The organism is Thiocapsa sp. UBA6158 (genome assembly GCF_002423035.1).
Lineage (GTDB): Bacteria > Pseudomonadota > Gammaproteobacteria > Chromatiales > Chromatiaceae > Thiocapsa.
In genome coordinates this window covers 1-20,011 of record NZ_DIUM01000090.1, presented here as the reverse complement: position 1 = coordinate 20,011, position 20,011 = coordinate 1, and the positions used below count along the sequence as shown (strand labels likewise).

The 20,011-nt window shown below is 63.5% G+C and carries 18 protein-coding genes; 8 read left to right on the top strand and 10 right to left on the bottom strand.

What is annotated here, in order from left to right:
• Position 1: 1 nt before the first annotated feature.
• Positions 2–535 (top strand): hydrogenase maturation protease, encoded by a 534-nt coding sequence (locus B4N44_RS12360; protein ID WP_349681086.1) that lies wholly within the window; start codon positions 2–4, stop codon positions 533–535.
• Between the two features lie 85 nt (positions 536–620).
• On the opposite strand, the gene B4N44_RS12355 is transcribed toward B4N44_RS12360, so the two are convergent.
• Positions 621–1,322 carry a rhodanese-like domain-containing protein gene (locus B4N44_RS12355; RefSeq protein ID WP_296701217.1) on the bottom strand — a complete coding sequence of 234 codons (702 nt, stop codon included), beginning with the start codon at positions 1,320–1,322 and terminating at the stop codon, positions 621–623.
• Between the two features lie 120 nt (positions 1,323–1,442).
• Positions 1,443–3,005, bottom strand: coding sequence for a CHAD domain-containing protein (locus B4N44_RS12350; RefSeq protein ID WP_296701216.1), 1,563 nt, complete (start codon positions 3,003–3,005; stop codon positions 1,443–1,445).
• 262 nt (positions 3,006–3,267) lie between these two features.
• Here B4N44_RS12350 and tal point away from each other — a divergent pair, with 262 nt between their 5' ends.
• The 5 genes from tal (at position 3,268) to B4N44_RS12325 (ending at position 8,259) form a co-directional block, all read left to right on the top strand.
• Positions 3,268–4,239, top strand: coding sequence for a transaldolase (gene tal / locus B4N44_RS12345; protein ID WP_296701215.1), 972 nt, complete (start codon positions 3,268–3,270; stop codon positions 4,237–4,239).
• Positions 4,240–4,431: 192 nt separating this feature from the next.
• Positions 4,432–5,226 carry a 16S rRNA (adenine(1518)-N(6)/adenine(1519)-N(6))-dimethyltransferase RsmA gene (gene rsmA / locus B4N44_RS12340; RefSeq protein ID WP_296701295.1) on the top strand — a complete coding sequence of 265 codons (795 nt, stop codon included), beginning with the start codon at positions 4,432–4,434 and terminating at the stop codon, positions 5,224–5,226.
• Positions 5,227–5,271: 45 nt separating this feature from the next.
• The gene (gene lon, locus B4N44_RS12335; RefSeq protein WP_296701214.1) at positions 5,272–7,692 is read left to right on the top strand and encodes an endopeptidase La; all 2,421 of its coding nucleotides are present in this window, start codon (positions 5,272–5,274) and stop codon (positions 7,690–7,692) included.
• A 133-nt stretch (positions 7,693–7,825) separates the two neighbouring features.
• Positions 7,826–8,074 (top strand): DUF4258 domain-containing protein, encoded by a 249-nt coding sequence (locus B4N44_RS12330; RefSeq protein ID WP_296701213.1) that lies wholly within the window; start codon positions 7,826–7,828, stop codon positions 8,072–8,074.
• On the top strand, positions 8,071–8,259 hold the full coding sequence (locus B4N44_RS12325) for a DUF2283 domain-containing protein (RefSeq protein ID WP_296701212.1): 189 nt from the start codon (positions 8,071–8,073) through the stop codon (positions 8,257–8,259). The genes B4N44_RS12330 and B4N44_RS12325 overlap by 4 nt, the downstream gene beginning before the upstream one ends.
• Before the next feature lie 158 nt (positions 8,260–8,417).
• Here B4N44_RS12325 and rfbD read toward each other — a convergent pair whose 3' ends face one another.
• From rfbD to B4N44_RS12295, 6 genes are all read right to left on the bottom strand, one after another.
• Positions 8,418–9,329: a dTDP-4-dehydrorhamnose reductase gene (gene rfbD / locus B4N44_RS12320; protein ID WP_296701211.1), complete on the bottom strand. Its 912-nt coding sequence runs from the start codon at positions 9,327–9,329 to the stop codon at positions 8,418–8,420.
• Positions 9,326–9,892, bottom strand: coding sequence for a dTDP-4-dehydrorhamnose 3,5-epimerase (rfbC, locus tag B4N44_RS12315; RefSeq protein ID WP_296701209.1), 567 nt, complete (start codon positions 9,890–9,892; stop codon positions 9,326–9,328). The genes rfbD and rfbC overlap by 4 nt, the downstream gene beginning before the upstream one ends.
• The gene (gene rfbA, locus B4N44_RS12310; protein ID WP_349681085.1) at positions 9,889–10,770 is read right to left on the bottom strand and encodes a glucose-1-phosphate thymidylyltransferase RfbA; all 882 of its coding nucleotides are present in this window, start codon (positions 10,768–10,770) and stop codon (positions 9,889–9,891) included. The genes rfbC and rfbA overlap by 4 nt, the downstream gene beginning before the upstream one ends.
• A gap of 11 nt (positions 10,771–10,781) precedes the next feature.
• A complete protein-coding gene (gene rfbB / locus B4N44_RS12305) occupies positions 10,782–11,840 on the bottom strand; it encodes a dTDP-glucose 4,6-dehydratase (protein ID WP_296701207.1) in 1,059 nt (352 codons plus the stop codon).
• Between the two features lie 124 nt (positions 11,841–11,964).
• Positions 11,965–12,459 carry a single-stranded DNA-binding protein gene (ssb, locus tag B4N44_RS12300; protein WP_296701205.1) on the bottom strand — a complete coding sequence of 165 codons (495 nt, stop codon included), beginning with the start codon at positions 12,457–12,459 and terminating at the stop codon, positions 11,965–11,967.
• Between the two features lie 78 nt (positions 12,460–12,537).
• Entirely contained in the window at positions 12,538–13,920 is a 1,383-nt protein-coding gene (locus B4N44_RS12295; protein WP_296701204.1) for an MFS transporter, read from the bottom strand.
• 127 nt (positions 13,921–14,047) lie between these two features.
• Between B4N44_RS12295 and uvrA the strand changes: the two genes are divergently transcribed.
• Positions 14,048–16,873, top strand: coding sequence for an excinuclease ABC subunit UvrA (gene uvrA / locus B4N44_RS12290; protein WP_296701202.1), 2,826 nt, complete (start codon positions 14,048–14,050; stop codon positions 16,871–16,873).
• Positions 16,874–17,173: 300 nt separating this feature from the next.
• Here the strand turns inward: uvrA and B4N44_RS12285 are convergent, their stop codons facing one another.
• Positions 17,174–17,470 carry an Rpn family recombination-promoting nuclease/putative transposase gene (locus B4N44_RS12285; protein WP_296701200.1) on the bottom strand — a complete coding sequence of 99 codons (297 nt, stop codon included), beginning with the start codon at positions 17,468–17,470 and terminating at the stop codon, positions 17,174–17,176.
• A 173-nt stretch (positions 17,471–17,643) separates the two neighbouring features.
• Complete coding sequence (locus B4N44_RS12280) at positions 17,644–18,333, bottom strand: response regulator (protein ID WP_296701198.1); 690 nt, start codon at positions 18,331–18,333, stop codon at positions 17,644–17,646.
• Between the two features lie 706 nt (positions 18,334–19,039).
• On the opposite strand from B4N44_RS12280, the gene B4N44_RS12275 reads away from it, so the two are divergent.
• Complete coding sequence (locus B4N44_RS12275) at positions 19,040–19,990, top strand: hypothetical protein (RefSeq protein WP_296701197.1); 951 nt, start codon at positions 19,040–19,042, stop codon at positions 19,988–19,990.
• The last annotated feature ends 21 nt before the right edge of the window (positions 19,991–20,011 follow it).

The window sequence follows — 20,011 nt, the reverse complement described above, 5'->3', positions numbered from 1 at the left end:
CATGGGGAGCAGAAAGGTCTTGATCATCGGCTACGGCAGCCCGATTCGCGGCGACGACGCGATCGGGCCGCTGGTCGCGGATCGGCTGCAGGCCGACGGAGTGCCGGCGGGCGTGGCGGTGATCTCGCGCCACATCCTCACAGCCGAGCTGGTCGCCGATTTGGTGGAGCACGACCGCGTCGTCTTTCTCGACGCCGCAGTCGAGGGCACACCGGGCGAGGTCCGCTGCCGATCGCTCGCGCCCGACGCCAGCGCCATGTCGACCATGGCGCATTTCCTGGATCCTCGCGAACTCCTCGCTTGGTGCGAGACACTCTACGGCAAGGTTCCCGAGACCTTCCTGGTCACGGCGTGCGGGAGCGCGTTCGACTATTCCAACTACGTGCTGACGCCGACCGCCGAAGCGGCGGTCCAGCCGATGCTGGAATGGGTGCGGCGGCTGATCGACCCGAACGGATGCGCATCGCGGCTATCGAAGCCGACCGATGAGGCCGCGACGCATGGCGAAACCGGATCGCCGACGATGATTATTTGAATCTTAAACAGAGTCGACTCCGGCACTCGCGGTTTCAAGCGTGCCGATCCAATCCAAAAACGCCGCATACCGCTCCCGACGCGGTTTAGTCGTCGGCGTTCGTCGACGACTTCACCGTCGCCAAGCCGAGCTGCTCCCACATCTGCATCCCGCCGCGATACCACTTGATCCGATCCGCAGGATAGCCGAGCGCCAGCAAGGCGCGGATATTGGTCGGAGACTGCCCGCACCAAGGTCCGTTGCAATAAAAGACCAAGGTCTTGGCGGCGCTGAAGTTCCAGAGTGCATTCAAGCGAATCGCGCCAAGCTCGAATTCCAACAACTCGGCGATCGCCTCGGGCTGTGCATGCGCCGGATCCAGTCTGGTATAGGGGAGATGGATCGCACCCGGGATCATCCCCTGCGACACCCAGGGCTCGGTGCGCGAGTCGATCACCAGAATCGGCTCACCCTTGCCTGCACGCTCGAGATAGGCGATCAGCTCGAGCTCGCCGATGGTCTCCACGCCGGGCGCCAGCTGCATCGGTTGGATGCAGTAGGGAGGACAGTCGCGGGCGGTCTGCTCATAAGGCGCGACGATGGTGTGGTCGGGCTCCTGATGACGCATCAAGATGACCGGTTTTCCCGCGTGCTCGACCTCGACATAGGGCAGGGTCTCGGTGATCTTCACGCGAAGATCATCCAGATCGAAGAGCCCCTCCTCCGGATTGGCGGCGCCGACGCCTGTCGCCGCAGCGGCGAGCAACACGAGCGACGCCGTCAGGCATGACGGCAGAGTCCATTTCATCGACACCTCGCTTCACCTCCTCCAAACCGCGTTTGCGGCAAGGGTTGTTGATCGAGCCCGGGCCACATCCGCACGGCACCGGCAGGATATGGCACCGGCACGACTCGCGCCGAACGCGGCTCAGCTGCGCCCGAAGAGTGCACGGAACAACGCTTGGTGGTCGTCGTGCAGATAGTGATCGAAAACCTCGGCGAAGTCCGCTCGGGCCTGCTCCTGGCGCCCCAAGAGCTGGCCGACGAGCGCACCCATCGCGAGCAGCGTCTCGGTATCCGCACGAGCCTCGGCCTGCATCTGTTTGGCCCAGTCGAGCAAGTGCTCGGCCTGTACCGCCAAGTCCTGAACCAGACCGAGATGATCGAGCAGCGCTTTCAGCAACTTGATCAGTCGAGCGATCTTGGCACGCGGGTAGAGACTCTGAAACAGCTCCATCAGGTATCGGAGCTTCTTGCAGCTCTTGCGCAGCTCGTGCAGATCGGTGGCGGGCGAGTCCGGTCGAATCGCGAGACCCTCGCGTCGCACGCGTTTGGCCATGCGCCGAATACGCTCGTCGGCGAGCGCCTTGATCGGACGCGCCGCCTTGGGCTCGGCCGGATGCTCCGCGACCGGTGTCTCGAGGAAGATCCGCCACTCCCGCATCAAGTCGGCGAAGGGGGGGGAGTCCATCGCGACGGCAAGGTGGCCCTGCTGCTCGCTGCGGCGAGCCGACAAGAAGGAATGGACGGCGCCGAGAGACGGGCGCAAGCGCGCCGGCAGGGCCTCGCGATAGCGGTCGAAATCCAGAAGATAGACGTCCAGGTCACGGACCGGCCCGGTGATCTGCTGCAGCCAAGCGAACCTGACCTTGTAATCCTCCAGAAGATCGGCCGGAAAGACGCCCTTCGCCTGGCCCAAAACGGACCGCGTGCGGCGGGTGGCGACACGCAGATCATGCAGAAACTCGCTGTCCAGATGCTCTCGCGCACCGTCGAGATTCGCCACCAGGGTCGCGAACAGACTCCTCAGGAGCGCCTTGAGCGCCTCGTCCGATCGCTGATCGGGATCGAGTCGATCCTCGATCTTGGACGAATAGTCGCCCGGGGATCGACCGCACGCCGACAGCGCCTCCGACAGAATCGGTGTCTCGACGGCCTCGAGTCCGAGCCGCTCGGTAAGGAGATCCGCCACCTCCTGCGCGATCTGCTCATGGTAGGGCTCCGCGACGAGGTGGATTCGCGACGCGAGCGGTCCGCAGGTGTCGCCACCGGGGTTGCGTGCAATCATCGCCTCGAGCTCGACACGCAACAGGGTCTCGGCATCGTCGTTGACGAGCCGAAAGACGGTGACATGACTCTCGATCTCCACGCGCGGGAGCAGCCGACGGATCCCGCAAATCGGCAGGATGCGCTCGCGCACCGGCCCGAGCGGAAGATCCGAGGCGAAACCGGGCTCGCCGGCAAGGCTCTGAGACAGCGGCGGCGATGCGCCGTCGAGGTCGCTTCGGATCAAACGCCGGGTCGAGCGCTGCGTGCGGCATTCCAAAGCGCCGCCGTCGTGAAAGATCGCCCAGTCGAAGGTGTCGTAAAACACACGCCTCGTCGTCTCCGAGGGCGCGAGGATGAGACGATAGAGTCCCGTCAGCAGATCCGAGACCTGTTGGAACGGCGTGCCGTCGGGAACCCGAAGCTCCGTTGTCGAATGGCTCATGGGATGTGCGGAACACCTCGTACCCTTGACCCGATAGGTCTTGAGTATGAACGACAAGCGCACGGAGGGCATCCGCTGAATCGACACCGACGAGACCCATCCGGCGGCGAGACCTGCCGGCGCGGTTCTTACGCAGCTTAACGGCGTGCCCCGCTGTCGAGGCGCATCGGCCGCCGGGCCGGATTCGAAATCGTCATCGGATTCCGTTAAGGTCAACCCATCGATGCCGACGCGTCCCAAACGTGCAGAAGGGTGTTGAACCATGAGCAAGCTCGACCAACTCAAGACCATGACGACAGTCGTCGCCGACACCGGCGATTTCGACTCCATCGCCGAGTACCAGCCCCAAGACGCCACGACCAACCCCTCGCTGATCTTCAAAGCGGCCCAGATGCCGCAGTACCGCGAGCTGGTCGAGGACGCCGTCCTTTTCGGCACGCGAGAGGGCGGCAGCGATCCGATGGACCAGGCCAGGGCGACCATGGACAAGCTCGCAATCAACTTCGGCACGGAGATCCTGAAGATCGTTCCCGGACGCGTCTCGACCGAGATCGACGCCCGCCTCTCCTTCGACACCGAGGCCACGCTCAAGCGCGCCGCCGCGCTGGTGGAGCTTTACCAAGCAGTCGGCATCGACCCGAGCACCCGAGTCCTCTTCAAGATCGCCTCGACATGGGAAGGCATCCGAGCGGCGGAGATCCTGCAGCGCCAGGGGCTGCACTGCAATTTGACCCTCTTGTTCAGCTTCGCCCAGGCCGTCGCCTGCGCCGATGCGGGTGTCACGCTCATCTCGCCCTTCGTCGGGCGGATCCTCGACTGGTACAAGAACGCCGACAACGTCCCCGGCTATCCGGCCGACGAGGATCCGGGCGTGCAGTCCGTCACACGCATCTACAACTACTACAAACGCCACGGCTACGACACCCTCGTCATGGGCGCGAGCTTCCGCAACCTCGACGAGGTCCTCGAGCTGGCCGGCTGCGACTACCTCACCATCTCGCCCGCCCTGCTCGGCGAGCTCGCCTCGACCGAGGGCGATGTCCCGCGCAAGCTGGACCCCGAACGAGCGCTCGACATGGAGATCCCGAAGGTCGGCTTCGACGAGCCCGGCTTCCGCTGGGAGCTCAACGAAGATGCCATGGCCTCCGAAAAGCTCGCCGAGGGTATCCGCCTCTTCGCCGCGGATACGCGTAAACTCGAGCAGTTCGCCCACGAGGTCTGCCACAATTGCTGAATGCAAACCGCGTCTCGTGCCTTGTTTGACGCCCGAGCGTGAAACACCCTTCAATGCCATCAACGACCTGAGAGCCGACGCGGTTTAAATGAAAAAAAATAATGACTTAAACCGCGTCGACTTCGTCGCTCGCGGATTGCTCGGATGGCGAATCCGATTGGAACCAGTGCGTATCATGCCGGACACGGTTTAATGGAGCACCGCGCACGCAAACGCTTCGGCCAGAACTTCCTTCACGACCGCCAGGTGATCGACCGTATCCACGGGGCGATTGCAGCGACGCCGGGCGAGCGCGTCGTCGAGATCGGTCCCGGGCAGGGCGCCATGACGCAAGGACTCCTGGCCGCAGTCGGCTCGCTCGATGTCGTCGAGCTGGATCGCGATCTGGTCGGCCCGCTGCGCGATCGGCTCGGCCCGCTCGGCGATCTGCGGATCCACCAGGCCGACGCCTTGAATTTCGACCTCTGCTCGCTCGTGCAGGCGGGCGAGCGATTGCGTCTCGTCGGGAATCTCCCCTACAACATCTCCACACCTCTCTTGTTCCGATTCCTGGAGCAGACCGACTGTATTCAGGACATGCACCTGATGCTCCAGAAGGAGGTCGTCGAGCGCATCGTCGCGGATCCGGGCGATAAAACCTACGGGCGGCTCTCGGTGATGATTCAGACGCTGTGCTCGGCGGATTGTCTGTTTCGTATCGGCGCGGGTGCCTTCACGCCGGCCCCGAAGGTCGAGTCCGCCTTCCTAAGGCTACGGCCCCATCGACCGCTTCCCTACCCCGTCGACGACCCGCCACTGCACGCCCGTATCGTCGCCGCGGCCTTCGGGCAGCGTCGCAAGACCCTGCGCAACAGTCTCTCCAAACTGCTCGATGCGCAGCTGCTGATCGCGACCGGGATCGATCCGACACTGAGGGCCGAAAACCTCGATGTCGCCAGCTATGCGCGCTTGGCGAATGCCGCTTGCAAATCTCCGCTCTTACCCTGAAATTGGCCAGTCCGATTGGGGTATTGTCGAACCGAGGACAGCGAGATGGCGGACGCGGATTCAGGTGAGGATTTAGGCGAGGATTCGGGCGAGACGCAGATCGACGAGGGTTCCGAGATCACGCTCGCGCGGGCCAACGATGTCCTTCCGACACGCATCCCCATCTTGCCGGTCGCCTCGCGTCCCTTCTTTCCCGGCCAGGCCGTTCCGCTGATGATGGACGCGGAGAGCTGGTCCTCGACACTCAAGGCGGTCGGGGAGAGCGAGCATAAGATCCTCGGTGTGGTGCTGGTCCGGACCGAAACCTCCGAAGAGGCGCAAACAACCGATTTCTATCCCGTCGGCACGGCCTGCCGGGTCCACCGCGTCCACCACCAGGACGGCCACCTGCAAGTCCTGGTGGAGTGCCTGCAGCGTTTCAACATCGCCACCTGGCTCAGCCGGGAAGCACCGTTCGACGCACAGGTGACCTATCTCCCGGAGCCGGCAGGTCGACCGAACGAGGAGATCAAGGCCTACGCGATGGCCGTAATCAACACCATCAAGGAGCTCTTGCCGCTCAACCCGCTCTATGTCGAAGAGCTGCGGATGTTCCTAGATCGCTTCGGCCCCGATGATCCGTCGCATCTCTCCGATTTTGCAGCCAGCCTCACCACCTCGACCAAGGAACAGCTTCAGGAGGTTCTGGAGATCCTCCCGCTCCTGCCGCGCATGGAGAAGGTGCTGGTCCTGCTCAACAACGAGCTCGAGCTCGCCCGCGCGCAGCAGAAGATCCGGCGCACGGTCGAGGAGAAGATGCACAAGCAGCAGCGCGAGTTCTTTCTGCGCGAGCAGCTCAAGGCGATCCAGAAGGAGCTCGGTATCGCTAAGGACGACCGTACCGCGGAGATCGACCGCTTCAACGAGCGGATCGAAACGCTCACGTTGACGGAGCAGGCGAGCAAGCGGATCGAAGAGGAGATGGACAAGCTGCGCATGCTGGAGACGGGCTCTCCGGAATACGCCGTGACCCGCAACTATCTGGACTGGATCACGATCCTGCCCTGGGGCAAGCACTCGGCCGACAAGCTGGATCTCAAGCGGGCACGCCGCATCCTGGATCGCGACCACTACGGCCTGGAGGATGTGAAGAAGCGCATCCTCGAATTCCTGGCCGTCGGCATCCACAAGGGCGAGATCGCCGGCTCCATCATCCTGCTAGTCGGCCCGCCCGGTGTGGGCAAGACCTCGATCGGGCACTCCATCGCCGATGCGCTCGGCCGACGCTTCTATCGCTTCTCGGTCGGCGGCATCCGCGACGAGGCCGAAATCAAGGGCCACCGTCGCACCTACATCGGCGCCATGCCCGGCAAGTTCCTTCAGGCCATCAAAGACGCCGGCACGGCCAACCCCGTCATCATGCTCGACGAGATCGACAAGGTCGGTGCCTCATACCACGGCGACCCGGCCTCGGCCCTGCTAGAGGTCCTGGACCCGGAGCAGAACAGCGACTTTCTCGATCATTATCTGGATCTGCGTTTCGATCTGTCCAAAGTGCTCTTCGTGTGCACCGCAAACCAGACCGACAGCATCCCCGGTCCCTTGCTCGACCGCATGGAGGTGATTCAGCTCTCCGGTTATATCGCCGAGGAGAAGCTCCAGATCGCCAAGAAGTATCTGCTGCCGCGCCAGATCGACCGGGCCGGCCTAGCCAAACGCACAGTGACGCTCGACACCAAGACACTGCGCGCCCTGATCGAGGGCTATGCCCGCGATGCCGGGGTGCGTCGGCTGGAGAAACAGCTCGGAAAGATCGTGCGCAAGGTCGCCGTGCGGATGCTCGAAGGCGAGGAGGCGCCGATCAGCGTCGGCGAGACCGATCTGAAGGACTATCTCGGCAGCCCGGTGTTTCGCGACGAACGCAAGCTCTCGGGCCCCGGCGTCGTCACGGGTCTCGCCTGGACCGCCATGGGCGGCGCCACGCTCTCCATCGAGGCCGCCCGGACCCACAGCTTCATGCGCGGCTTCAAGCTCACCGGCCAGCTCGGCGACGTCATGAAGGAATCCGCCGAGATCGCCTATGGCTACCTGGTCGGCCACGCCGCCGAGCTCGGCGCCGATCCGGCCTTCTTCGAGAACGCCTTCATCCATGTCCACGTCCCGGCCGGCGCCACCCCCAAAGACGGCCCCTCGGCCGGCATCACCATCACATCCGCCCTCCTCTCGCTCGCCCGCAACCAACCCATCCGCCGACTCGCCATGACCGGCGAGATCACCTTGACCGGCGAGGTCTTCCCGGTCGGCGGCATCCGCGAAAAGCTGATCGCGGCACGGCGCGCCGGCATCCGCGAGATCATCCTCCCGGAGGACAACCGCGGCGAGTTCGAGGAGGTGCCCGAGCATGTCCGCAAGGGGTTCAAGGTGCATTTCGCCTCGCGCTACCACGACGTCCTGCCGCTCTTATTCGGAGCAGCGTCGAGGGCATGATGCTACGGCCTGAGGTTTCAACGTCAATTTGTGAACCGGAACCGCAAAGCCGTAAGTGCTGTGCAGAGGTGAAAGCGTCGGGGCGCAACGGACTGCAGGGTGGATGTCAGGACGAGAAATGTCGTGTGACCTCATGGATTACGCGCTAACCGACCACGCACGCAAGCGCTGCATTCGGCGCGGGATTCGGGCCGATTGGATTCGGCAGGCACTGGAGCAGCACCAGCATGTCGAAAGTGACGCCGTAGACGAGACACTGGTTCATGTCCTCTATCCCGTTCCCGAGCGTGGCTTTCGCATCCTGCGTGTGATCTACAACGAGACCTTGGAGCCGGTGACGGTGGTCACCGCATATTTCGACGATGGGGAGATACGCTTATGAAACTTGAGATCGATCCGGTCGCCGACGCGGCCTATTTCGAGATTTCTCCGGCGGAAGTGGCGAGTACCAAGGAGATCGAACCCGGGATCATCGCCGACTACGACGCCGACGGGCACCTCGTCGGAATCGAAGTACTCTCGATGAGCAAAAGAGCCAGACTGCCTTCCTTGGAAGCGGTGGCATAAGAAGCACTGTCGGGGGTGCAGCGAGGAACATACACACCCGCAGAGAGGAATCCCTTACGGTTCCCGAGATCGCTGCACCCCACATGCAGCGCTCAGATCAGAGAAAAGATCGGTACCCTAGCATCCCGCAAGGCAGAAGCCCGGGGGCCGGAAACTGCTCAGGTCTTCTCGTCCAGACACTGCTTTAACGACAACCGCCAGTCGGGCATCGCCAGCCCGAAGGTCTCTTGGAAGAGGCCATTGTCCAGGACCGAGTAAAGCGGGCGACGCGCCGGCGCGGGGTATTCGGACGACGGGATCGGGATCAGGTTCGCGTCCAGACCGGCGTTTTCGAGAATCGCACTCGCGAACCCGTACCAGCTGACCTGACCCGAGCCAGTCAGATGATAGAGCCCGCCGACCTTCTCCAGATCAAGCTCACCGCGCAAGACACGATAGAGCACCAGGGCCGTTGCCGAGGCCAACATGCGGCTCCAGGTCGGGGAGCCGATCTGATCATCGACGATCCGCAACTCGTCACGTTCTTTGAGCAGGCGCAGCATGGTCAGCAGGAAGTTCGCACCGCGGATGCCGTAGACCCAACTGGTGCGAAAGATCAGGACATGGGCACCCGAGCTCAGCAACGCCTGCTCGCCGGCAAGCTTGGTCTCGCCGTAGACATTGAGCGGACCCGGGGCGTCGTCTTCCCGGTAGGGCCGATCCAGGTTGCCGGAGAACACGAAGTCGGTCGAGTAATGGACGATCGGCGTCCCGCGCTCGGCCAGCATGGCCCCAAGCTCGCCGACCGCATCCGCATTGATTCGCTGCGCGATCGCGCGGTCTGTCTCGGCCTTGTCCACGGCGGTGTAGGCGGCGGCATTGACGACCGCATCCGGGGAGGCGTCCCGGACAAGTCTCGCCAGTGACGCCGGATCCAGCAGATCGATCGTCGGCCCGTATTCCCCTTCGAGGGAGGCCGGGATCACATCGCCGAGTGTCGCCAGTGTGCGCCGCAACTCCCAGCCGACTTGGCCGTTGGCGCCGATCAGGAGGATACGGGCCCGTTCGGCGGTCGTGCGCTTGGTGGTCATAGGCTGGCCTCGTAGTCGGGAAGGCGTTCGGGTGTGATCTCGTTCAGACAGAGCGCAACCGAGTCCTTTGCAGAGAGTTCCGGCGTCCCTTCGAGCGGCCAATCGATGGCGATCTCGGGGTCGTCCCAACGCAGACTGAGCTCGGTCTCGGGGCTGTAATAGTCCGTGTTCTTGTAGATGAAGAGGGCCGAGTCACCGGTGACCAGGAAGCCGTGGGCAAACCCCGGCGGGATCCAGAACTGACGCCGGTTTTCTCCGGACAAGATCGCACCGACCCAGCGCCCGAAGGTGGGCGAGCCGCGGCGGATATCGACCGCGACGTCGAAGACCTCGCCGTCCATCACCTGCACCAACTTACCCTGAGCGTGCGGATGCTGAACGTGGAGGCCCCGCAGGACACCCCGGCGCGAGTAGGAGAGGTTGTCTTGGACAAAGGGCGCGGGGATGCCGATCTCCGCGTAGCAATTGGTGCGGTAGGTCTCCATGAAGTAGCCCCGCTCGTCGCCGAAAACCTTCGGCTCGAGGATCAACACGCCCGGGATTGCCGTTTCGATGACCTTCATACGTCACCTCGCCGCAGTAGACTCAGCAGATACTCGCCATAGCCGCTCTTCTTCAACTCCTCGCCCATCGCCCGAAGCTGATCCTCGTCGATCCATCCGTTGAAGTAGGCGACCTCCTCCGGGCAGCAGATCTTGAGACCCTGTCGACGCTCGATCGTCTCGATGAACTGCCCGGCCTGCATCAGGGACTCGTGCGTGCCGGTATCGAGCCAAGCCGTCCCGCGGCCGATCCGGCTCACATGCAGCTCGCCCTGCTCGAGATAGCGGATATTGAGGTCCGTGATCTCCAACTCGCCGCGCGGCGACGGACGCAGCTCTTCGGCAAGCTCGCAGACCTGATTGTCGTAGAAATAGATGCCGGTCACCGCCCAGTTGGACTTGGGCTTGATCGGCTTCTCTTCGAGACTCAGGACATGTCCGTTCGCATCGAACTCGGCCACGCCATAGCGCTCGGGATCCGAGACGTAGTAACCGAAAACGGTGGCGCCACACTCGCGCGCACCGGCGGCCTTGAGCTGATCGACTAGACCGTGCCCGTAGAAGATGTTGTCTCCCAGGATCAGACAGGAGGGCGATGTGCCGACGAAGTCCTTGCCGATCAGGAAGGCTTGCGCAAGCCCGCCCGGATGGGGCTGCTCGGCATACCCGAGATCGAGCCCCCATTGGGATCCGTCCCCGAGTAGGGATCGGAACATCGGCAGGTCATGCGGCGTGGAGATGATCAGAATCTCGCGAATCCCCGCCAACATCAGGGTCGAGAGCGGGTAATAGATCATCGGCTTGTCGTAGATCGGCAGCAGCTGCTTGCTGATCGCCCGCGTGAGCGGATAGAGACGCGTGCCGGAGCCGCCGGCCAGGATGATGCCTTTTCGATTCATGATCCGATCCCTCAACCGGCGGCGCCGAGACGCTCGCCGAGATAGCTCCCGTCGGTGACCCGCCGGCACCAGTCCGGATGGTCCAGATACCAGTCGACCGTGCGCCGCATACCGGACTCGAAGGTCTCCGCCGGCTCCCAACCCAGCTCGCGCTTGAGCTTGCCGGCATCGATGGCGTAGCGCCGATCGTGTCCGGGACGGTCTTTGACGAAGCTCTTCAGACCCGTGTGTGGCCGATAGGGTGAATCAGGCAGGCGCTCGTCGAGCAGGGCACAGAGCGTATCGACAACCTCGAGATTGGTCTTCTCGCTGTTGCCGCCGACGTTGTAGACCTCGCCGGGTCTGCCGGCCTCGAGCACGCGCAGGATCGCACGGCAGTGATCGATGACGTACAGCCAGTCACGCACGTTCCCGCCGTCGCCGTAGATGGGCAAGGGCTCGCCGCGCTGCGCCTTCAGGATCATCAGCGGGATCAACTTCTCCGGGAATTGGTAAGGCCCGTAATTGTTCGAGCAGTTGGTCGTCAACACCGGCAGGCCGTAGGTGTGAAACCAGGCGCGCACCAGGTGGTCCGATGCGGCCTTGGACGCCGAATAGGGCGAGTTGGGCGCGTAGGGGGTCGACTCGGCGAAGAGGCCCGTCGGTCCCAGCGAGCCGTAGACCTCGTCGGTCGAGACATGCAGGAAGCGAAAGGCGTCCTTGGCCGCGCCGCTGCGCTTGGCCCAGTGGGCGCGTGCGCAATCGAGCAGGTTGAAGGTACCGACCACGTTGGTCTGAACAAACTGGGCCGGGCCGTCGATCGAGCGATCGACATGGCTCTCGGCCGCAAAGTTCACGACCGCGTCGACCTCGTACTCGGCAAGAAGTCGGGCGACCAGCGCAGGATCGGCGATGTCGCCCTGCACGAAGACGTGACGCGGGTTGCCCTTCAGATCGGCGAGTGTGTCGAGGTTGCCGGCGTAGGTCAGAAGATCGAGATTGACCACCCGCGCGTCCGTGGTCTCGAGGATGTAGTGGACGAAGTTGCCCCCGATGAATCCGGCCCCGCCGGTGACGAGAAGGGTCAGCACAGGCGATGCTCCATGACGCTGATGGTGGAACGCTTAAACCGCGCTCGGCGCGGTATGCGATGTTTTTGCATGAGATCGGCCCCGGCAGACTTGACGACCGTTGGCGTCGGCGCGGTTTAAGATTTTAAAAGGGGATATCGTCGTCGAAATCCGGCGCACCCTGGCTGCTCCCTCCGGAGGACGGCGCCGGAGTCGATGACTGAGTCCGCCCGCCGCCGCGCGACTGATGTGTGGGCACGTCGTCGAACGGCACCGATGATCCGACACCGCCGCCTGAACGGCTGTCGAGCATCTGCATGGTCCCGTTCATGTCGACCACGACCTCGGTCGTGTAACGGTCTTGTCCGTCCTGGCCCTGCCACTTGCGGGTGCGCAGCTTGCCTTCGACGTAGATCTTCGAGCCCTTGTGCACATACTGCTTGACGATCTCGGCGACCTTGCCGAAGAAGACGACGTTGTGCCACTCGGTGCGCTCCTGCCGCTCGCCCGTGTTCTTATCCTTCCAGGTATCGCTCGTTGCGATCCGGACATTCGCCACCGCATCGCCGCTCGGCATGTAACGCACCTCCGGATCGGCCCCGAGGTTGCCGATGAGAATGACCTTGTTGACGCCTGCCATGCAGTCCTCCCGCTCCGCGCCGAGCGCGGGCGATTGTTGTCTCGCAAAAAATGACGCGGCCGACCTCGGCGTGACACCTCAGGCCCTAGCCGAAAACGTCTGCAATGTTGCCCAATCCAATCGGCCACTGTCCACCTTTAGGTAAGCGACGCCCTCGTCGAGCGCAACCACGGCATCCTCCACCCCCGGGATGGCCAGCAGACGCGCCTCGAGACCCAGACCCTCTTCGGCCGGCTGTTCGCCGAGTGAAAGGACATGCGCCGTCAGATTCGCCGGCATCGCCATCGTCGCCGCCAGACCGATCCACACCAGCGATGTCGCGGCCCCGACCAGATAGACGGCATCCGCTCCGAAGCTCTGGTGCGCCAAGCCGCCGAGCAGCCCACCCAAGAAGGCACCCACGAACTGCGAGCTCGAGAAGACCCCCATCGCGGTCCCGCGCGCGCCGGCGCGCGCCGCCTTCGAGACCAGAGACGGCAGGATGGCCTCCATCAGGTTGAAGACGGTGAACATCACCAGCAACAGAAACCCGACGACCCAAATCGACTGATTCAACAGATAGAAGCCCACCATGGACGCACACATCGCCGTGACCGCAGCGACCAGCACGGCCTTCACCTTGCCGCCGCGCTCGGCCATGATGATGAAGGGGACCATCACGACAATGGCGAGCAGCACAACCGGCAGATAGAGCAGCCAGTGATCCACGGGCGCCAAGCCGGCCGACTCGATCGACAGCGGCAGCACCACGAACATGCTCACCATGGTGAGGTGCAGCAGGAAGATGCCCAGATCCAGGCGCAGCAGCGTGGGGTTACCCAACACACCCGCGAACTGATCCATCACAGGCTGGGCCTCGCGGTGGACGCTGGAGCGCTCGGGCTCGGGCACGATATAAGCCAGAACCAGCATGCCGGCGATCGCCAGGAATGCGGTGAGCCAAAAGATCCCCGAGATCCCGAGCCAGCGCGCCAAGGGCGGTCCGACGACGAGTGCCGCGGCAAACGAGAGGGCGACGCTGATCCCGATCGCCGCCATGGCGCGCGTGCGCACCGCGTCGCGGGTCAGATCGGCGGTGAGCGCGATGGTCGCCGCCGCGATGGCGCCACTGCCTTGAAGTACGCGCCCCAGAATGACCAGCTCGATCCCGTCGGCGAGTGCAGCGACGACGCTGCCGATCGCGAACAACACCAGCCCTCCATAGATCACGGGCTTGCGCCCGATCCGATCCGACAGCAATCCGAGCGGGATCTGAAACAACGCCTGCGTCAAGCCATAGGCACCGATCGCCAGCCCGACCAGCAAAGGCGTGGCGCCGTCCAGGTCGTGTGCATAGAGCGCGAAGACCGGCAGGACCATGAAGAGACCCAGCATGCGCGTGGAGAAGATCGCGGCCAGACCGGCCGCGGCGCGCTTCTCCAGCCCGGTGAAGGCGACAAGGGGTTGGTGAGAAGGAGTCAAAGCCGGTGGCCTGCGACGTCGATTCGGCGGAAGACGCGAGTATAAGGGCTTGTCGGCGATCGTGCCCGATCGCGATTTACGGAATAATCGCGGATTGGCCGCCCACCGCCGCAGGTCTCCCAGCCCCATGGACACAATCCGCATCCGCGGCGCACGCACGCACAACCTCAAAAGCATCGATCTCGACCTGCCGCGCCAACGGCTGATCGTCTTCACCGGTCTGTCGGGCTCGGGCAAGTCCTCGCTCGCCTTCGACACCATCTATGCCGAGGGTCAGCGCCGCTATGTCGAGTCGCTCTCGTCGTATGCGCGGCAGTTCCTCTCGGTCATGGAGAAGCCGGACCTGGACCACATCGAGGGTCTCTCGCCGGCCATCTCGATCGAGCAGAAGACGACCTCGCACAATCCGCGCTCCACCGTCGGCACCATCACCGAGATCTACGACTATCTGCGCCTGCTCTTCGCACGGGTCGGCCAGCCGCGCTGCCCGGCGCACGACGAGCCGCTGGAGGCCCAGACCATCAGTCAGATGGTCGATCAAGTCATGGCCCTGCCGGAGGGCGATCGCCTGATGCTGCTCGCACCCGTGGTCTCGGCGCGCAAAGGCGAGTACCAGCGGCTGATCGGCGAGCTGCATGCGCAAGGCTTCGTGCGCGCACGCATCGACGGCGATCTCTACGAGCTCGACGACCCGCCCGAGCTGGACATCAAGAAAAAGCACGACATCGAGGTGGTGGTGGACCGCTTCCGGGTGCGTCCCGATCTCGCCCTGCGCCTGGCCGAGTCCTTCGAAACCGCGCTCAAGCTCTCCGGAGGCATCGTCCGCGTCGCCGCGATCGACGAGCCCGAGCGGCCCATGATCACCTTCTCGGCGTCCTTCGCCTGCCCGGTCTGCGGCTACAGCATCCCGGAGCTCGAGCCCCGGATCTTCTCCTTCAACAACCCGGTCGGCGCCTGCCCCACCTGCGACGGGCTCGGCATGGAGCAGTTCTTCGACCCCGCCAAGGTCGTTCTGCATCCGGAGATGAGCCTGGCCAGCGGCGCGGTGCGCGGCTGGGATCGGCGCAACTCCTTTTACTTCCAAGTGATCCGTGGCCTGGGCGAGCACTATGGGTTCGATGTCGAGACGCCCTGGAACCAACTCGACACCCCGATTCAGGAGCTGATCCTCTTCGGCACCGGCAAGGAGAAAGTCAAGCTCAAGCTGCCGCACGAACGCGGTGCGGCCAAGGTGCGCCCCTTCGAGGGCATCATCCGCAACATGGAGCGGCGCTACAAAGAGACCGACTCCAGCGCAGTCCGCGAGGAGCTGGCGCGTTATCTCTCGCACCAGCCCTGCCCGGCCTGCGGCGGCTCGCGCCTGAACGAAGCGGCCCGCCATGTCTTTCTGGAGACCCACAACCTGCCCGCGATCGCCGCCATGCCGGTCGGTGACTCCCTGACCTTCTTCGAGGCGCTGGAGCTCCCCGGCAAGCGCGGCGAGATCGGCGCGCGGGTTATCAAGGAGATCGCCACCCGGCTGCGCTTCCTGGTCGACGTCGGGCTCGATTATCTGACGCTCGACCGCAGCGCCGAGACGCTCTCCGGCGGCGAGGCGCAACGCATCCGGCTCGCCAGCCAGATCGGCGCCGGTCTGGTCGGGGTCATGTACATCCTGGACGAACCCTCGATCGGCCTGCATCAGCGCGACAACGCCCGTCTACTCAAGACCCTGACCCATCTGCGCGACATCGGCAACACCGTGATCGTGGTCGAGCACGACGAGGAGGCGATCCGCTGCGCCGATCTGGTTGTCGACCTGGGACCGGGCGCCGGGGTGCACGGCGGCGAGATCGTCGCCCAAGGCACGGCCGAGGAGATCGCGACCGCGCCCGGATCCCTGACCGGACGCTATCTCTGCGGTAACCTGCGCGTCGCCATCCCGACGCAGCGCACGGCCAACGACCCGGATCGCCAATTGCGTATCCTGGGTGCCCGCGGCAACAACCTGCGCGCCGTCGATGCAGAGATCCCGGTCGGGAGCTTCGTCTGCATCACCGGCGTCTCGGGCTCCGGCAAGTCGACCCTGATCAACGACACACTCTTCCCCGTCGCCGCGCGTCACCTCAACGGGGCCAGTCTGCAACCGGCGCCCCATACCGCCATCGAAGGGCTCGACTCCTTCGACAAGGTCGTGGACATCGACCAAAGCCCCATCGGTCGGACACCGCGCTCCAACCCCGCCACCTATACCGGACTCTTCAACCTGGTGCGCGACCTCTTCGCCGCCGTGCCCGAGGCGCGCTCGCGCGGCTACGGACCCGGTCGATTCAGCTTCAACGTCAAGGGCGGACGCTGCGAGGCCTGCAAAGGGGACGGACTCATTCGGGTCGAGATGCACTTCCTGCCCGACATCTATGTCCAGTGCGACACCTGCAAGGGCCGGCGCTACAACCGCGAGACACTCGAGATCCGCTACAAGGGCAAGACCATCGACGAGGTGCTCAACCTCACCATCGAAGACGCGCTCGACTTCTTCTCGCCCGTGCAGCTCGTTAAACGCAAGCTCCAGACCCTGATGGATGTCGGCCTGGCCTACGTGCGCCTCGGCCAGAGCGCCACCACGCTCTCCGGCGGCGAGGCCCAGCGCGTGAAGCTCAGCCGCGAGCTCAGCAAGCGCGATACCGGCCGGACACTCTATATCCTCGACGAACCCACCACCGGACTGCACTTTCACGACGTCAAGCATCTGCTCGACGTGCTGCATCGCTTCCGCGACCAGGGCAACACCGTGGTCGTCATCGAGCACAATCTGGACGTCATCAAGACCGCGGATTGGATCATCGACCTGGGGCCGGAGGGCGGACACCGCGGCGGCGAGATCATCGCGGTTGGGACGCCCGAGCAGATTGCCGCGAACGAGCGGTCGCATACGGGGCGGTTTTTGAGGCCGTTGTTGGAGCGGGGGTGGTGAGGGGCGGGATCGTGATTGCGGCCGTTGGGCGATGCACCCTGCGCGGCGAGCTTGCAAGGCGCGCCGGATGCACAGGGTGCGGGTCGTTCCTCGCCGCACATTGCGGACCGCTCCAACGGGAAACCGCACATCATGGGCTTGATGAACAAGCGATGCTCGAATTTCGGTAGGAGCGAGCGCTGTCAACCGACTGGTTCGGGTGTGCAGGGATCGAATCGAAGCTATCGAGTGATCACATCGACGGCTCGCGTCGATACGTGTTTGCCGGACATCGCCATCAGATGAATTGAACCTGACCCCTTAAACCCCCTTAAACCCGACATAGACCAGCATACGAACCGCCATGAAGGGATCAACGCGGCTCTGGAACTCGATGAGGATGTACAGATAAAGCCAATCCTCACCGGCCTTGACTCGCCAGACGACATCGTCGCTACGCCGGCGCAGGTCGTCGGTCACATAGCTCGCCGGGACCTTCTCCAGGGTCGAGTAATCCAGCCCCGCCAGCCAGGCGTCGGGGATGAAGCCCAGCACCAGGTCCCGCACCACCTCGGGGGCGGAAAACAGCAGTTTGTAGCCGGCGTCGTCGGGGTTCATGGGTAGGCTTGTAAACCGAAGTCAGCCCACCGCAGCCAGGAGGAGGAGAGTTGCTATATGCGCAGCGGTCGCCTCGTCAGGATCGGCAGAATCGTTAGGATCGACCTGACCTGGTCGACTCAGGCCGTGGTCGGGCTGAGCCGCCACAACCGGATCGGCCGCGCCTGGCCGCTTCAGGTCATGATCGGGCGAATCCGCCGCAAAACGCTGCGGATAACGGCCTCAAGCTCGTCAAAATCGATCGGCTTCACCAGGTAGGCATCGGCGCCCTCGTCCAGGCCGCGGATACGATCCTCCCGTTCCCCCAGCGCCGTGGTCATGATGATGCCGCAGGGGCAGCGCAGGCGCAGGCGCGCGGCCAGGGTGTAGCCGTCCTCCTGACCTTCGCCCAGCTGGATGTCGAGCAGGGCGACATCCACCGGACCGGCGGCCAGTGCCTGATCCAGGCCCTGGCCATCGGCCAAGACGGTCACTGCGTAGCCCCGCTCGGTCAGCAGGGTGACCATCACCTCCTGCAGGATCGGGTTGTCCTCCACCACCAGAACCCGCAACGGCCCGGTGCTTCCTCCGCTATGGGTGGACGGTACGCCCTCCGGTCCGCCGCCCGCCCCGGTATCCACTCCTTGCGTGCTGGGCAGATCCATCAATCGCACCAGGTCGACCATGGAGCTTAGGCCCAAGCGGCGGAAGATTTCGGCCCGGTGCGTCTTGACGGTGTTGACGCTGGTACCCAGCCGGTCGGCAATCTGCTTGTTCATCAGGCCAGTAGCCATGAGCTTGCAGACCTCACGTTGGCGGGGGGTGAGGAGATCGAAGCGGGCGCTTATATCTACATGAAAATTTGAGTGAAATCCGCTGATCATCTCTGGCCTAGGGGGTGGATTAGACCGACGATGCAACCCCAAAGGGGGTGATTAGCCTATTAGTGTAGCTGCTTTCTTCTTGGCCGAGTCACCCCTAGGGGTGATACCTCATTGGCAAGATGTAGGTGAAAATACGGGGAAGGAGAAATTTTGGTCGATCAGCCTCCACCCTTGGCGATCGACCTCATGCCGGATCGTCATGCACCGCCATGTCAACCCGACCTGAGCGGTAAGGTATTTACCGATACCTGAACAGGTGATTGGGTTCTGACTGTTTTGGGACAGCATGATGGCTGAGTTCCCGTTTTTGCGGGCCAAATGGGCTGCGGATGATGCGTGGGCATCCTGCGAACCTATGCAAATCGTCTCTAACATCTTGAATTCGCTACCTAAAACATAGGGTAAATTCGAGAATATGATTATGAAATCAGGAAAGCTGGGGTCGTCCATTTCAAGTCTGCTGTTGGCTGCCCCGTTGGGCTTGGCAGCGCTGCAAGCCCAGGCTTATCCGTATCCCCCCGACTGGGATGATGGCGAGGTTATCGAGGGTACTTCTCCAATCACGCTGGACGATGATCACGGGGGGCCAATCCATTTCGCTCCTGCTCCATGGCCAGCGGAACCTGACAACCCTGCCGAGTGCGGGGTCCAGTGCGGTGATTGGAAGCCTTATTCCCGCTTCCAGACGGGCGTCAACGACCCCAGGGTGCAGGACCCCTCCAACGGCGGTACCTCGCCCCAGAACTATGTCAACATCGCCTCGTCCTGCATCGACAAGGCCCTGCCCAGCATCTACTACAACCTGCGCAAGGGCGCGGCCTCGGATGGCAGCGAAGACGTCATCATGTTTCGCTGGCGGGTGGAGCAGATCGCCAACACCTATGCCACAGGTCCGAAAGCCGGCAGCTTCAGCACTACCGACCCCTGGAACTCGGCCCTTTGGACCGTTCTTTTCGATCTGGACGGGGATGGCTACCGAGATCTTGCCGCGCATCTGGACGGCTCCTCAGGCGCTCCGGCGACCTCGATCGATCGGCTCGCCGGTATCTGGGGCAATATCCCCACCCAGTCGGTCGACTATCTCAGCGATCCCGGCACCAAGCTGATCGCACACAATCCCACGGCCTTCGTCGGGTCGACCGACAAGATCCTGAATTTTGACGGGAACCCCGCGAATCCGACCGAGAATTGGCCGAACGGCTCGAGCGAGAGTGTCTGGGACTATGGCACCAGCCGCTCGAGACTCATCACCACCAAACCATGCACCGAGTATTTCATCGACTATCAAATCCCGGTGCGGATGCTCGATGCGTCTTCCAGTGGACCGAATCCCAGTCTTAATGGCCCCAGGGTCGATCGCAGTACACCCATCTCGATGCTGTTCTGCACCGCGAACAGCCTCAACAACCCCTTTCAGAAGGACTGCGCCCTCAATGCCGCCTATATCGGCGATGCCTCCAAGCCGGCGCCCTTCGGTGACTATCTCTCCTTCGACAAGGACATCCCCTATGCTCAGCCTATCGTCACCAGTGTCACGGCGAGCGCACCCGCCACCTGCCCGGGCAGCTATGGCCTGACGGCGAAGATTCAAGATACCCTTTTCGTCAACTCGAGCGGTGCGGTCGAGCCCTCGATCAAGTCGGTCGAATTCTCTTAGGTGATTAGCGTCGTGCCTCAG